The 14,124-nt window shown below is 72.0% G+C and carries 9 protein-coding genes; 6 read left to right on the top strand and 3 right to left on the bottom strand.

Annotated features, from left to right (window positions below):
- Positions 1-4: 4 nt before the first annotated feature.
- Positions 5-2,773: a bifunctional acetate--CoA ligase family protein/GNAT family N-acetyltransferase gene (locus miv_RS16690; RefSeq protein WP_207177865.1), complete on the bottom strand. Its 2,769-nt coding sequence runs from the start codon at positions 2,771-2,773 to the stop codon at positions 5-7.
- 309 nt (positions 2,774-3,082) lie between these two features.
- Here miv_RS16690 and miv_RS16685 point away from each other — a divergent pair, with 309 nt between their 5' ends.
- Both miv_RS16685 and miv_RS16680 read left to right on the top strand, forming a co-directional pair.
- Entirely contained in the window at positions 3,083-3,409 is a 327-nt protein-coding gene (locus tag miv_RS16685) for a hypothetical protein (protein ID WP_048429779.1), read from the top strand.
- A 187-nt stretch (positions 3,410-3,596) separates the two neighbouring features.
- Positions 3,597-4,505, top strand: a complete 909-nt coding sequence (locus miv_RS16680; protein ID WP_207177864.1) for a peptidylprolyl isomerase — start codon at positions 3,597-3,599, stop codon at positions 4,503-4,505.
- A gap of 284 nt (positions 4,506-4,789) precedes the next feature.
- Here the strand turns inward: miv_RS16680 and miv_RS16675 are convergent, their stop codons facing one another.
- Positions 4,790-6,709 (bottom strand): bifunctional sugar phosphate isomerase/epimerase/4-hydroxyphenylpyruvate dioxygenase family protein, encoded by a 1,920-nt coding sequence (locus tag miv_RS16675; protein ID WP_058620521.1) that lies wholly within the window; start codon positions 6,707-6,709, stop codon positions 4,790-4,792.
- A gap of 184 nt (positions 6,710-6,893) precedes the next feature.
- Between miv_RS16675 and miv_RS16670 the strand changes: the two genes are divergently transcribed.
- Together miv_RS16670 and miv_RS16665 are read left to right on the top strand one after the other, a co-directional pair.
- Positions 6,894-7,757: a shikimate dehydrogenase gene (locus tag miv_RS16670; RefSeq protein ID WP_207177863.1), complete on the top strand. Its 864-nt coding sequence runs from the start codon at positions 6,894-6,896 to the stop codon at positions 7,755-7,757.
- Positions 7,758-7,855: 98 nt separating this feature from the next.
- Complete coding sequence (locus tag miv_RS16665) at positions 7,856-9,184, top strand: MFS transporter (RefSeq protein WP_207177862.1); 1,329 nt, start codon at positions 7,856-7,858, stop codon at positions 9,182-9,184.
- Between the two features lie 90 nt (positions 9,185-9,274).
- Here the strand turns inward: miv_RS16665 and miv_RS16660 are convergent, their stop codons facing one another.
- Positions 9,275-12,418, bottom strand: a complete 3,144-nt coding sequence (locus tag miv_RS16660) for an autotransporter serine protease (RefSeq protein WP_207177861.1) — start codon at positions 12,416-12,418, stop codon at positions 9,275-9,277.
- A 270-nt stretch (positions 12,419-12,688) separates the two neighbouring features.
- Between miv_RS16660 and miv_RS16655 the strand changes: the two genes are divergently transcribed.
- Positions 12,689-13,576: an MBL fold metallo-hydrolase gene (locus tag miv_RS16655; protein WP_058619294.1), complete on the top strand. Its 888-nt coding sequence runs from the start codon at positions 12,689-12,691 to the stop codon at positions 13,574-13,576.
- A 140-nt stretch (positions 13,577-13,716) separates the two neighbouring features.
- Entirely contained in the window at positions 13,717-13,950 is a 234-nt protein-coding gene (locus miv_RS16650; RefSeq protein WP_244276589.1) for a hypothetical protein, read from the top strand.
- The last annotated feature ends 174 nt before the right edge of the window (positions 13,951-14,124 follow it).

Genomic DNA, 14,124 nt, shown 5'->3' with positions numbered 1-14,124 from the left:
GGTGTCAGGTTGCGGGCGCGCCACTCTCCTCCGCCAGCGCGCGCCGCACCAGCATCAGGTCGGGGTCGGAGGGGTCGGTCCTCACCGTAAAGCCGAGCTTGCGGCACATCGCCAGCATGGTGGTATTTTCGCGAAGCACCTGGCCCTCAACGTGGCGCAGGCCCTCGGCCCGGGCCCAGTCGAGCATCAGCCCCATCAGCGACCAGCCCAGCCCGAGGCCCTTGAGGTCGGAACGGACCAGGATCGCGTATTCGCCGGTCTCGTGGTTGGCGTCGGCGTGGAGGCGCACGGCCCCCATCATCGTGCCGGTCGCCTCCTCGATCGCCACGAAGGCGATGGCGCGGGCGTAGTCGAGCTGGGTCAGGCGGGCGAGAAAGGCGTGGCTGAAGTCGCGCACCGGCGCGAAGAAGCGCAGGCGCAGGTCCTCGGCGCTGACCTGCTTGAAGAAGGCCTCGAACAGCCCCTCGTCCTCGGCCCGGACCGGGCGGACCAGGATGCCCTGCTCGTCGAGGACGATGCGGCGCTCCCAGGCGCGGGGATAGGGCCGCACGGCGAAGCGCGCGTGGCTCGGTCCGGCGCCCGCGTCGCGCCGCCGCTCCGGCGGCAGGGGCGCCACCGCCGCGCGGGCGTCGAGGGCGATGACGCCGTCGCGGTCGGCCAGCAGCGGATTGATGTCGAGCTCGCGCAATTCCGGCAGGTCGGCGGCGAGCTGGCCGAGCTTGACCAGCACCAGGGCGACCGCTGCCTCGTCGGCGGCCGCGACGTCCCGGTAGGCCTTGAGGCGGCGCGCCACCCGGGTCCGCCCGATCAGGTCGGCGGCGAGACGCCGGTCGAGGGGCGGGAGCGCCAGCGCCCGGTCGTCGATCACCTCGACGGCGGTGCCGCCGCGGCCGAACACCACGACGGGACCGAAGACCGGATCGTCGACGAGGCCGGCGATCAGTTCGCGCGCCTGCGTCCGGCGCAGCATCGCCTGGACCACGAAGCCGGTGACGCGGGCCTCGGGCCGCTCCTGCGCCACCCGGGCCAGCATCTCGGCGGCTGCCTCCCGCACCGCCGCCTCGCTGGTGAGCCCGAGGCGCACGCCGCCGACATCGGACTTGTGCACCACGTCCGGCGAGGCGAGCTTGAGCGCCACCGTGCCCCCCGCCGCGATGATCGGCCAGGCGGCCTCCGCGGCCGCATCGGCGTCGGCGGCGAGCGTCACCGGCTGGGCCGGGATGCCGTAGGCCGCGAGCAGGTCCGCCATCTCGCGCGGGTCGAGCCAGGTGCGTCCCTCCGCCAGCACGCGGTCGACGATCGCCCGGGCGGCGCCCGCATCCGGCACGAGGTCGTCGGGCAGCACCGCCGGGGTGGTGGTGAGGTCGTCCTGCGCCTCGCGGTAGCGCACGAGGTGGGTGAAGCCCTCGACCGCGTCGGCATCGGTGGCAAAGCGCGGGAGGCCGGCCTGGCTCAGGATCTCGCCGGCCGCCTCGTCGCCCACCGTGACGGCGAAGACCGGACGGGCGCGGAACGCGCCCTTGCGCCCCCGCTTCACCGCCTCGACGATCTCGCTCGCGACCGCGCTGCCGCCGGACAGGGCGGTCGGCACGTTGATGACCAGCACCGCGTCGTTGTCGCGCTCGGCCATCAAAGCCTCCAGCGCCGCGGCGTAGCGCGGCCCGTCGGCGTCGGCGCCGATATCGACCGGGTTGTGCCAATCCTGTGCGCTCGTGCCCGGCACCGCCGCGGCGAGCCGCGCCCGGGTCTCGTCCGAGAGGCCGGCGAGGGAGCCGCCGAGGTCGATCAGCCGGTCGACCGCGATGGCGCCGACCCCGCGGCCGTTCGCCAGGATGGCGAGGCGCCGGCCCGGGAAGGGCCGCTGGCGCCCGAGCGTCTCGACCGCCGAGAACATCTCGTCGAGGTCCTGCACCCGCAAGAGGCCCGCGCGCCGGAAGGCGGCGTCGTAGACGGCGTCGGTGCGGGCCAGGATTCCCGTATGGGTGATGCCGGTATGGGCGAAGGCGCGAGAGGCGGGACGCCCGTCGGCGATCCGGGCGGCGTCGTGGCGGCCGGAGCGGAGCACCACCACGGGCTTCGCCCGCGCGGCGGCCCGCGCCGCCGACATGAATTTCGGCGCGTCGGTCACGGTGGCGATCGACAAGAGGATCGCCCGGGTGCGGATGTCGGCGGCGAAGTGGTCGAGGCAGTCGGCGATGTCGACGTCGAGAGCGTTGCCGAGGGAGACGATGCCCGAGAAGCCGGTGCCGCGCGCCTGCGCCCAGGCGACGATGCCGGCCGCCACCGTGCGCGACTGCGAGATCAGCGCCAGGTCGCCGGGGAGCGGCGCCCGGGCGAGCAAACTCGCGTTGAGCGCGCTCCCCGGTACGGCGAGCCCCATGCTGTCGGGCCCGACGAGCCGCAGCGAGTGGCGCCGTGCCGCCGCCCGCGCGGCTTCCGCCAGCGAATCCGGCCCGCTGCCGAGACCGGTGGTGATGACGACCGCCGCCCCGCAGCCCTTGCGGCCGGCCGCCGCCACGACGTCCGGCACGGTCTCGGGCGGGGTCACGATCACCACGAGGTCGGCGGGCTCGGGCAGGTCGGCGAGATCGGCGAAGGCCTGGACGCCGTCGACGCTGTCGTGGCGCGGGTTGACCGGCCAGATCGGTCCGGAGAACCCCGCCTCGCGCAGGTTGCGCAGGATCGCGGCACCGAACGCGTTCGGCCGTGCGCTCGCGCCCACCAGCGCCACGGAGCGCGGGCTGAGGAGCCTGTCGAAGCGGTAGGTACTCATGGCGAGTCCAGCAAGTGGCTGCCCAGCCATCCGGGTCGGCGAGGGCGGGCGGCCATGTGAGACGGGTCGACGGGGCAGGTAGGGCGGAGCGGCCCGCAGGTCACGGGAGGTCGGAAGGCGCGATGGGCGGCACGCGCGGTCGCACTGCAGGATGAGCATGAATGCAGGCGGGCCGATGCACCCGCATCATTGTGCAATGCAATATGTTTCTATTGCGTCGCACAATGGTGAATGCTTTATTGACGTCTCCCGGCAGATCCCGGCTTTCCGGACGCGCTTCTCGCGCCGGACAGAACTCCTGGACCACCGATGCGCCTCATCGCTCTCTCCGCCCTCGGTCTCGTTCTCGCCACCGCGGCGGGTGCCTCCGAGCTGACCCCGCGCCAGTCGCACAGCCTCGATCTCGGCCCGGTGCGCGGCTCGGCTTACTACACCGTCGAGAAGGACGGCCTGCGCGTCGTCGCCACCCTGGCGCCGACCGACGCGACCGCCGCCACCCCGCTGCGGGTGATCACCACGCTCGCCTCCGACCAGGTCGTCAGCTTCTCGGTGCCCGGCACCCAGGACGGCGCGGCCGCTTCCGTCGCCTTCGCGCGCCGCGGCAACCGGGTCGAGGTCGCCTCGACCGGCTACTGAACGCCTCGCTCCCGCATCCCCGCGGACCGCTCGTGGTCCGCGGGGCGCGTCTGTCCGTTGTCGCTGCGGCGGCCTGCGCCGTCTGCCTGCCTCTGCGGCGCCGTGCGCCGCTTGTCTTGGCGACCGATCTTTGCCACCTGTCCGCCGTCTGAAAACGACCTCGCGCACGGGCCCCAAGGATCACGCCATGCCGACCCACCCTCCCTTCTGGCGCAACGGCGCGCTCGCCCTCGGGCTCCTCCTGCCCGGCGCCGCACTCGCTCAGGCGCCGGCCGCCGCGCCTGCAGCCGCTCCGGCTGCTGCCCCTGCCGCCGCCCCGGCCCAGTCCCCCGACACCGTCGTGGCCAAGGTCAACGGCGCGACCATCACCGCCGGCGACCTCGCGGTGGCGGCCGACGACCCGGCCCTGTCGCTGCCCGGCGTCGACGAGGCGCAGAAGCGCAACCTCCTCGTCGACTACATGGTCGACCTGAAGATCGGCGCCCAGGCCGCCGAGAAGGACAAGGTGGCCGAGAGCCCGGACTTCGCCCGCAAGCTCGCCTATTTCCGCGACAAGCTCCTCCTCGACGAGTACCTCGAGCGCGAGGCCAAGAAGGCGGTGACGCCGCAGGCCGAGCGGGCGCTCTACGACGAGACCGTCAAGGCGATGAAGCCCGAGGAGGAGGTCCACGCCCGCCACATCCTCGTCGACAACGAGGCCGAGGCCAAGAAGATCGCCGCGCGCCTGAAGGCCGGCGAGGACTTCGCCAAGGTGGCGGCCGAGACCTCGAAGGACCCGGGCTCCAAGGCCGAGGGCGGCGATCTCGGCTGGTTCACCAGGGAGCGGATGGTCGCGCCCTTCGCCGACGCGGCGTTCAAGATCGAAGCCGGCAAGATCTCCGACCCGGTCAAGACCCAGTTCGGCTGGCACGTCATCAAGGTCGAGGAGAAGCGCAGCAAGCCGGTGCCGAGCTTCGACGAGATGAAGGAGCAGGTCGAGGCCTACCTCACCCGCAAGACCCAGCAGGACATCATCACCAAGCTGCGCGAGGGCGCCAAGATCGAGCGGGTCGGGGCCGCGCCGGCCGCGGCGCCGAAGGCAGACGAGAAGAAGTAAACCGCGACGTCGGTTGAAGGACAGCCCTCGGAAGCCCTGCTTCCGGGGGCTTTTTGCTGGCTCGCGATCGAGCCGGTCACCCGCGCCCTGTCCCGGACGACTGAAGCGTCAGCGGAAGGAGATCCGGGATCCAGGAGACAAGTGCCGCGAAGCGGCTCTGTAGGCTGCAACGTTGCAGAGAGCGGTCGCTTCGCGAGTCCGTGTGCTGGTTCCCGGATCTCCTTCCGCTTCGCTGCAGTTGTCCGGGAAAGGGGAGGGGCGGAACAGGCCCGCCCCCGACCCGCCTACCGCAGCACCTGCGACAGGTTCGGCCCCCGCAACGCCGCCAAGGCCGCCATTCGCACCGGCGCGTTCGGCGCGCCGTAGAGGTCGTAGCCGCCCTTGCGCTGCACGACCTCGAAGTAGAACCGCTCCTCGAACGGCGTCGTGTAGAATTGCAGGAACTCGCCGTCGCCGACCCGGTCGTAGAGGATGCTCAAGCTCTGCATCCGCGCGATGGTCGCATCGTCGAGGCCGAAGCGGGCAGCCACGTCGTCGTAGTAGTTGGCCGGAATCGGCAGCAGCGTCGCCCCGGCCGCCTTCAGGCGCTCGGCCGCCGCGAAGATGTCGTCGGTGGCGAGCGCGATGTGGTGGACGCCGGCGCCCGCGAAGCTCGATACCAGGCGGGCGGTGGCGGTGTTGCGGCTCTCCGAGATGTTGAGCGGCAGCCGCATGGTGCGCTCGGCGTTCGACATCGCCTTGCTGCGCACGAGGCCGTAGGGATCGGGCAGCACCACGACGTCCTCCGGCTCGAGACCGAGCACGGCGCGGTAGAACAGCACCCAGGAATCGAGCTGGCCCTCGGGCAGGGCCTGGGCGACGTGATCGACCCGGGTCAGCAGGCCCGCCGGCTCGGGCGCGTCCTCCATCACGAAGTCGTGCTCGAACTCGCCCCCGGTCTGCGGATCGGTGAGGATGATCAGGCTGCCGTCGGGGGCGCGGATCGACGGGAAGGAATTCTCGTCCGGCCCGATCCGGCCGCCGAACCGGGCGGCGCCGTAGGATTCGGCCCGGCCCAACGCCGCGAGCGCGTCGTCGGTGGCGATGGCCTGGGCGCAGACCGAGGGGCCGTGCATCAGGAAGTAGGACGAGGCGAAGGAATCCGGCTCGCGGTTGAGGACGATGCGGATCTCGCCCTGGCCGTAGAGCGTCACCGCCTTGCTGCGATGCCGGCCGAGCCGGGCGAAGCCGAGCTGGCCGAGGAGGCGCGCCAGCGCGTCCTCGCAGCGCTCATCCACCGCCACCTCGATGAAGCGGTGGCCGGTGATGGCCGGCGGCAGCGGCGGATCGAACAGCTCGACCCGGCGCCGGGGCCGCTTGACCGGGGAGGGCGCCTGGGAGGCCGCCTCCTCGGTGCGGCGCACCCGCTCCTCGAGGAACAGCAGCGAGCGGTGGCCGTCGGCCGCGGTCTGGCGCGGGGGCGCGGCCCGCATGTCGTCGTTGAAGATTTCGAGCGAGATCGTGCCGGTATAGCCGCAGGCGAGCACCGCCTGGAGGAAGCCCGGCACGTCGAGGTCGCCCTGGCCGGGCAGGCAGCGGAAGTGGCGGCTCAAGGTCAGCGGGTTCATGCCGATGCGCGGCGCATCCGCCAGCTGGACGAAGAACACCCGCTGGCCCGGGAGATTCGCGATGCCCGACCAGTCGTCGGGGAGCGCGAGCGTGTGGAAGCTGTCGAGGATCAGGCCGAGATGCGGGTGGTTGGCCCGCTCGACGATGCGCCAGGCCCGGTCGAAGGTGCGGACCTTGGTGCCCCAGGACAGGGCCTCGAAGCCGATCTTGAGGCCTCTTTTCGCCGCCCGCTCGGCGAGCTGGTAGAGCTGGTCGGCCATCCGGGCATCGTCGTCGGACACGTCCGTGCCGACGTTGGAGCAGACCAGGATCAGGGGCGCGCCGAGCTCCTCCATCAGGTCGAACTTGCGCTCGGCCCGGTCGAGGTTGCGCTTCAGCTGCTCGTCCGACACGCCCTCGAAATCGCGAAAGGGCTGGAACAGGTCGATCGAGAGGCCGAGATCGGAGGCGTAGCGGCGCACGTCGCGGGCGGCGCCGGTGTGGAACAGAAGATCGTTCTCGAAGATCTCGACGCCGTCGAACCGCGCCGCCGCGATCGCCTCCAGCTTCTCGATCAGCGTGCCGCTCAACGACACCGTGGCGATCGCCTTCCTCATCGCGTTCTCCCGTCCGCTTCTCCGGCCCTCCATGGCAAACGGGGCCGGCTCCGTCGAGCCCGGCGCGGCGGCCCGCCGGCCTCCGTTCGTCCCGGCTTGACATGAACGTACTGGTTCGTACATTTGGATTCAAGCGCGTCGCAATCGCGCCATCCGAGGAACGTTCGAGAGAGGAGCCCGCATCATGGGCGCATCCCCCAGATCCGTCCTGGCCGGCTTGATCGGCAACGGCATCCAGGCATCCCGCACCCCTCCGATGCACGAGCACGAGGGCGACGCGCAGGGCCTGCGCCTCCTCTACCAGACAATCGACCTCGAAAAGCTCGGCCTCGGTGCCGACGCCCTGCCGGAGCTGCTCACCGCCGCCGAGCGGATGGGGTTTTCGGGCCTCAACATCACCCATCCCTGCAAGCAGGCGGTGCTCGCCCACCTCGATGCGCTGTCGCCGGACGCAGCGGCCCTCGGCGCGGTCAACACGGTGGTGCTGCGCGACGGCAAGCGCGTCGGCCACAACACCGACTGGTGGGGCTTCGCCGAGGCGTTCCGGCGCGGCCTGCCGGACGTCAATCTCGACCGTGTGGTGCAGCTCGGCGCCGGCGGCGCGGGCGCGGCGGTGGCCCACGCGCTCCTGACCCTCGGGGTCAAGGACCTCGTTCTCAACGACATCGATCCGGCGCGCGCGGCGGGCGTCGCCGCCTCGCTCTGCGAGCGCTTCGGCGCCGGCCGGGCGCGGGCCTGCACCGATCTCGCGGCGGAGGTCGCGGCGGCGGACGGCCTCGTCCACTGCACGCCGACCGGCATGGACAAGTATCCGGGCCTGCCGCTGCCGGCCGAATACCTGCACCCCGGGCTCTTCGTCTCCGAGATCGTCTACTTCCCGCTCGAGACCGCGCTCCTGCGCGAGGCGCGCCGGATCGGCTGCCGCACCCTCGACGGCGGCGGCATGGCGGTGTTCCAGGCGGTCGAGGCGTTCCGCCTCATCACCGGCCTGACCCCGGACCCGGAGCGGATGCTCCGCCACTTCGCCGAGCTCGGCCGGACGGCCTGAGCCGGTCCCGGTCGGCGGCCCCTCGCCGCCACCCAATCCCCCGAAGAATGCGGTCCGATCCAACGGGCCCGTCGCCTCCCTCCTACAGGAAACGCCCGATGACCTCCTCCGTCTACCCGGCGGCCGCCGCTGCGACCGCCGAGACCGAAGCCGTGAAGACCCCGAAGAAGGCCGCGCTCGCGAGCTGGATCGGCAGCGCAGTTGAATATTACGACTTCTTCATCTACGGCACCGCCGCGGCTTTGATCTTCCCAAAACTGTTCTTCTCGGCCGACAACCCGCAGGCGGCGGCGTTCGCCTCGTTCGCGACCTTCGGCGTCGCCTACATCACCCGGCCGCTCGGTGCCGTGGCGCTCGGCCATATCGGCGACCGCTTCGGCCGCAAGAAGGTGCTGACCTTCACGCTGCTGCTGATGGGCCTCTCGACCTTCATGATCGGCTGCCTGCCGACCTACGGGCAGGCCGGCATCCTGTCGCCGATCCTGCTGGTGATCGCCCGCCTGCTCCAGGGCATCTCGGCCGCCGGCGAGCAGGCCGGCGCCAACTCGATGACCCTCGAACACGCGCCCGCCAACCGGCGCGCCTTCTTCACCAGCTTCACCCTGAGCGGCACCCAGGCCGGGCTGATCCTGGCGACGCTGGTCTTCCTGCCGGTCTCGGCGATGCCCGAGGCGCAGATGCTGTCCTGGGGCTGGCGCATCCCGTTCTTCCTCAGCGCCCTCGTGGTCGCGGTCGGGTTCTGGGTTCGCCGCACCCTGCCGGAGACCCCGGTCTTCGAGAAGGAGCAGGAGCACGAGAAGGCCGGCCTGCCGGTGGCGGTGCTGTTCCGCACCCAGTGGGCGGACGTGCTGCGGGTGATCTTCGCCGCGCTGGTCTCGGTGGTGAGCACGATCTTCAGCGTCTTCACCCTGTCCTACGCTGTCAACACGATGAAGATCGACCGTCCGACGATGCTGACGGTGCTGATCCTCGCCAACGTGGTGGCGCTCGGCGCGATCCCGGCCTTCGCGGCCCTGTCCGACCGGATCGGCCGCCGCCCGGTCTTCATCTTCGGCGCGCTCGGCTCCGCCGCGCTGATCTGGCCCTACATGTGGGCGATCAGCCAGGGCAACATCCCGCTGATCTTCACCTTCGGCATCCTGCTCTCGGGCGTGGTCTACAGCGCCGCCAACGGGGTGTGGCCGTCGCTCTACGGCGAGATGTTCGGCACCAAGGTCCGTCTGTCGGGCATGGCGATCGGCACCCAGATCGGCTTCGCCCTCGGCGGCTTCGCTCCGGCCATCAGCGCCGAGCTCCTCGGCGCCGGCCCGACCGGCTGGGTCCCGGTCGCCGCCTTCGTCACCGCCACGGCAGCGATCGCCGCGGTGTCGATCTTCACGGCGCGGGAGACCTACCGCACGCCGATGGAGATGCTGGGCAAGCGCTGACACGCGCGGCCCCGCCCCCATCGGCCCCGTCCCCATGAGAAAGGCCCGCCGCCTCGATCCGAGGCGGCGGGCCTTGTCCGTTCCAGGTCCTCAGAACCGGTAGGTGAAGTTGCCCTTCACCGCGTGGTCCTGCGCCCGCTCGCCGGCCTGGCCGGTATAGGACACGCCGAGCGTCGTCGCCGGGGAGACGGCCCAGTCGAGGCCGGCCTGCGCCACCACCGCGTCGCGGTTGATCGGCACGCCCGCGACCAGGAAGCCGGTCTGGCCGGCCCCGAAGGCGAGGAGCGCCTTCGGCACCACGTCGCCATAGGCCCGGCGCCAGCCGACGAGGCCGGTCAGGGTGACCGGCAGGTCGGCCGAGATCCGGGTCGAGCCGCGAACGCCGACGGTCGTGGCGGCGAGGTCGTTGTCGCGGCCGAGGCCGGAGAGCGCCGCCGGCCCGCCGCGCTCGGTGAAGGCGTCCTGGCCGATGCGGATCGCCGCCGCGCCGACGAAGGGCTCGATGACGGCGGCCCCGAACGCCACCCGGTAGCCGACCTCGCCGAAGACCTGGGCGGTGATCCCGCCGGTGCGGGCGCTCAGCCCCTGGTTGAAGCCGGGGGCCAGGATGCTGCGCCGGAGCGACAGGCTGTTGCCGCCCGCCACCCCGCCGAAGCGCAGGGCCACCGGCCCGAGGGTGGTGCCGGCATAGAGGCCGCCGAAACCGCTCTCGATGACGCCCGAGGCGGCCCGCCCGGTCACGTCGAGGCTGGTGTTGGTGTAGCCGCCCGCGACGCCGACCCGCCAGGCGCCGGGAAGCCCGCCGAGATCGAGCCCCGTATCGGCACCGAGCACGAATCCGCTGATCTGGCGCGACAGCGAGGCGGCGTTGCCGTCGCCCCGCGTGCGGCCGAAGGCGCCGAAACCCTGGCCCCAGAGGCCGTAGGCCCGCGGCGCGGCGAGTTGCGCCGGCATCTGGACCGGCGGCGCCACCCGGCCCGGCAGGTCGGCCGAGTAGGCCGCCGGCAGGCTGGGGGCCGAGAGACGACCTCCGAAGACCGGCGCGCCCGCGACGTCGCCCCGGCGCAGGCGGTCGAGGATCGCCTCGCGGACGAAGAACGCGGTCTCGAACTGCGCCGTCACGGCGCTGGCATGGACCTCGCCCGACAGGGACGCGAAGGCGGAGCGCGCCGCCGCCGGATCGGCGTTGACCAGCACCGTCTCGTAGAGGGCGTTGCCGGCGCCGAGCGCTTCGATCGCCCCGCCGGTCGCCGCCTGGTTGCGGGTGGCGCCGATGGACGCGAAGGTGGTGGCGTTGCGCGCCAGCGTGAGCCCGACGCTGTCGGTGGCGTAATCGAGGTTCGCCCCGATGAAGGTGTAGCCCGGCGTCACGGCGTCGAACCGACCGACGACGCCGTCCGTCGTCTGCAGGATGGTGGTGCGCTGCCCGAGCAGGCTCCGCAGGGCACCGGGCGTGATGCTGTTGGACCCTTCGGATGCGACCGTCACGGTGCCGCCCTCGATCCGTGCCGTGCCGGCGACGCCGACCCGGTCGCTGCGGCCCGATGCGACCTCGACGGCGTACCGCGAGCCTCGGGCGAAGCTGAGGTCGCCGAACACCGTGAGACGATCGATGCCGCCGATCCCGGGAGAGAGCGTACCTCCGGACCGGACGTTGACGTCGCCAAGGAAGCCCCCGCCGCCGAGCGTACCGCCCGCATTCACATTGGTGACCGATCTCACCCAGCCGTCGACCGCCAGCAGGCCGCCATTCACCTCCGTGCTGCCGGCATAGGTGTTGAAGCCGGTCAGGATCAGCGCGCCGTCCCCGGCCTTGGTCAGCCCGCCCTGGTAGGTGCGGTTCAGGAAGGCCTGATCGCGCGCCTCGCGCCAGGTGTACTCGATCTGCTGGTCGGCGGTCGCGCCCGCCGGCAGGCCGGCGCTCCAGCCGCGGGCGGCCTTCACCTGCAGCCAGGTCGCGTGCTCGGCGCCGTCCTCGACCTGGCGCTGGCGCAGCGCGGCGTCCGAGATATCGTTCGACCAGATGTCGACCGTGCCGCCCGTCAGGGTGGCGGTGAAGCGGCCGAGGAACTGGCCCGGGCCGTTCATGGCGCGGCCGAGGTCGATCTTGCCCCAGCCGAAGGTCTCGTTCGGCACGTTGGCCGGGCCGCTGCCGAGATGGGTCGCGGTGGTGAGCAGCACGTCGCGCGCCTGCTCGTTGGTCATGTAGGGGTAGCGCTCCATCACCAGCGCCAGCGCGCCGGTGACGTGGGGCGCCGACATCGAGGTGCCGCTCTTGGTGCCGTAACCCGCCACGCCCGTGGTCGAGGTGACGGTGCTCAGGATCCCGCGGCCGGGCGCGGCGATGCACCAGTACTTGGCGAGCCCGCAGCGGTTGAACGCCGTGCCGTCGTCGATGGTCAGGCCGGACGCCGCGATCCAGCGCGATTCGAGGTCGGGCTCGAAATAGGGCAGGGCGGCGCGCACCGTCGGGTTGTTCACCCCGGCATTGCCGGCGGCGAAGACCATGACCGTGCCGTATTGCCGGGTGGTCTCGGCCACCGCGTCGAGCCAGTCGAGGCGGCCCTGGAACTTGGCGTAGCCGGCCGCGACCCCCGCGAGGGTGTTGTAGTTCTCGGAGGGCGGCGGGCTGCCCCAGGACGAGTTGATCGCCCGCGCGCCGGCCGCCGCCAGGTTGCCGTAGGCAGCCTTGAAGTAGGCGTAGTCCTGGTTGGCGCCGTAGATCGAGGAATCGGTGGCGTTGGTGTTGGTGGCGAGCAGGGTCGCCCCGAAGGCGACGCCGTGCATGCCGGTGCCGTCGCGGCGCGCCACGATGGTGCCGTCGACATGGGTACCGTGGTCGTCGTTGACGCCGCGGATCCAGGTGCCCGGCACCGAGAAGGCGCTGCCCGCCGTGAACGGGTCGCTGCGCACGCCCGCGGCGGTCTCGTAGCGGTAGCCGTTCGAGAGGTAGGTGCCCTGGACGGTGAGCGGGGTCACCTGTCCGGCGAATTCCGGATGGGTGGCGAGGAAGCCGGAATCGACCGAGCCGACCACGACGCCCCGCCCGGTGATGCCGCTGGCATAGGCCTGGTCGGCCCGCATCGAGGTCAGGCCCCAATCGCCGAGATATTCCGGCGTGCGCCAGCTCGCCGCGTCGCCGAGGCGGCCCGGATCCTGGGTGCCGGACGACTGCGCCAACGCTGCGTAAGAGATCGTCGAGCAGAGGAGCGAGATCAGGCCGCGCGCAGCCATCGTCTTGCGTCTCGACTGTGTCTGAACTTGCATCAAATTGCCTCGATCTGGGCGTGGGCTTTGCAGCCTTCTTCTTCGGGAACGGCGCCCGTGAGCGCTGGATGCGAGCGTAGCCGCGAAAAAGCCCGATTGGGGCCACGGATGTTTCGCATTCGTATATTTCCGAGCCGTCGTTGCAGAAACGTCACGACGGCGGCATCGCCCGGGCCCGCGACCGGGAACTGATACTCCTTGGGAGCATTGATCGGGCATTCCCCGCGAGGTCCCGGCATGACCCAGCAGATCCCGATCGGCCCCGATTCGGTCGACGACGTGCCCGCCGGCCCGGACGGCACGCACGCGCTGCGCGCGGACCTCGCCTACCAGCGGCACGTCCTCGTCAACGTCGCCTATCTCGGCCCGCCCGGGGCCGGGGACCGGGGCTGGGTGCTGGTCGATGCCGGGATCATGGGATCGCGGTCCGCGATCGAGGCGGCGGCCGCCGCCCGCTTCGGCCAGGGTGCGCGCCCGGCGGCGATCGTCCTCACCCACGGCCATTTCGATCACGTCGGCGCGCTCGAGGATCTGGCCGAGGCCTGGGATGCGCCGGTCTGGGCGCATCCGCTCGAGCGGCCCTACCTCGACGGCAGCGCCGCCTATCCGGCGCCGGATCCGAGCGTCGGCGGCGGGCTCGTCGCCCGTCTCTCGCCGCTTTTTCCCACAAGGCCTGTCGATGTCGGCGCCCGCCTGCGCCTCCTGCCGGAGGATGGGAGCGTGCCGCCGCTGCCGGGCTGGCGCTGGATTCACACGCCCGGTCATTCCCCCGGTCACGTCTCGTTCTGGCGCGCCGCCGACCGGACGCTGGTCGCCGGCGACGCCTTCGTGGCGACGGCGCAGGAATCGGTCTACGCCGTCGCGACGCAAGCGCCCGAGATGCACGGGCCGCCGCGCTACCTCACGGTCGACTGGGATGCCGCCGGACGCTCGGTCGCGACGCTGGCGCAGCTCGAACCCGAGCTGGCGCTGACCGGCCACGGCCGGCCCCTGCGCGGTCCGGGCCTGCGGCAGGCCCTGCACGACCTCGCCCGCGACTTCGCGTCGGTGGCGGTGCCCGAGACGGGGCGCTACGTCGAGGCCCCGATCCGGGCCGGCGATCCGGCGGCGACGCCGAAGCCCTGAGCCCCGCTCTCCCCGCTATCCACATCGGCCGCCGGATGCGCGAAGGCAGCTTGACCGGACTGGCCTCGCCGTGGCTTGTTCACGTTATGTTCTAACGTGAGTCGGCGGCGCCGGCCTCGTGCAGCGGTGAGCCTGAAGCCATGAACGGCGTCATGAACCACGACCCGGCGGAGCGACGCGACGGCCGGGGGCCGGGCGTCGAGACGATCGCGGTCGCCTACCTGACGGCGGCCGGAGGGGATGCCGGCCTGGCGCTCCGCCGGGCGATCGCCGACGCGCTCGCCGATCTCGGCGAGGCCGAGCGGAGGACGCGCCAGCGCGACCGGCTGATCTCCCGCGGCTACGTGCGGGCCGGTCCGATCGGGCGGGGGTGACGGAGCGTCGGAGGGCGCTGCCCCCTGGACCCTCCCGCGCGGAGGGGAGAGGGTTGGGCCTCCCGCCCCGCCAGAGGCCGTCTTGCCGAACGGCCCATCCGCCGCGCCGCGTCGCGTGCGCGCCGGCACATCGACCCATGCCCTCACCGGACTACGCATCCCTCACCAGCCGGG

Source organism: Methylobacterium indicum (genome assembly GCF_017347565.1).
Lineage (GTDB): Bacteria > Pseudomonadota > Alphaproteobacteria > Rhizobiales > Beijerinckiaceae > Methylobacterium > Methylobacterium indicum.
Note: the sequence above shows the minus strand (reverse complement) of the source record. Positions and strands in the feature narration are given on the sequence as shown.

Coding starts and splice junctions, on each gene's coding strand:
- miv_RS16650 (WP_244276589.1), top strand. CDS start 13,717: ATGAACGGCGTCATGAACCACGACCCGGCGGAGCGACGCGACGGCCGG.
- miv_RS16665 (WP_207177862.1), top strand. CDS start 7,856: ATGACCTCCTCCGTCTACCCGGCGGCCGCCGCTGCGACCGCCGAGACC.
- miv_RS16675 (WP_058620521.1), bottom strand. CDS start 6,709: ATGAGGAAGGCGATCGCCACGGTGTCGTTGAGCGGCACGCTGATCGAG.
- miv_RS16670 (WP_207177863.1), top strand. CDS start 6,894: ATGGGCGCATCCCCCAGATCCGTCCTGGCCGGCTTGATCGGCAACGGC.
- miv_RS16655 (WP_058619294.1), top strand. CDS start 12,689: ATGACCCAGCAGATCCCGATCGGCCCCGATTCGGTCGACGACGTGCCC.
- miv_RS16660 (WP_207177861.1), bottom strand. CDS start 12,418: ATGGCTGCGCGCGGCCTGATCTCGCTCCTCTGCTCGACGATCTCTTAC.
- miv_RS16690 (WP_207177865.1), bottom strand. CDS start 2,773: ATGAGTACCTACCGCTTCGACAGGCTCCTCAGCCCGCGCTCCGTGGCG.
- miv_RS16685 (WP_048429779.1), top strand. CDS start 3,083: ATGCGCCTCATCGCTCTCTCCGCCCTCGGTCTCGTTCTCGCCACCGCG.
- miv_RS16680 (WP_207177864.1), top strand. CDS start 3,597: ATGCCGACCCACCCTCCCTTCTGGCGCAACGGCGCGCTCGCCCTCGGG.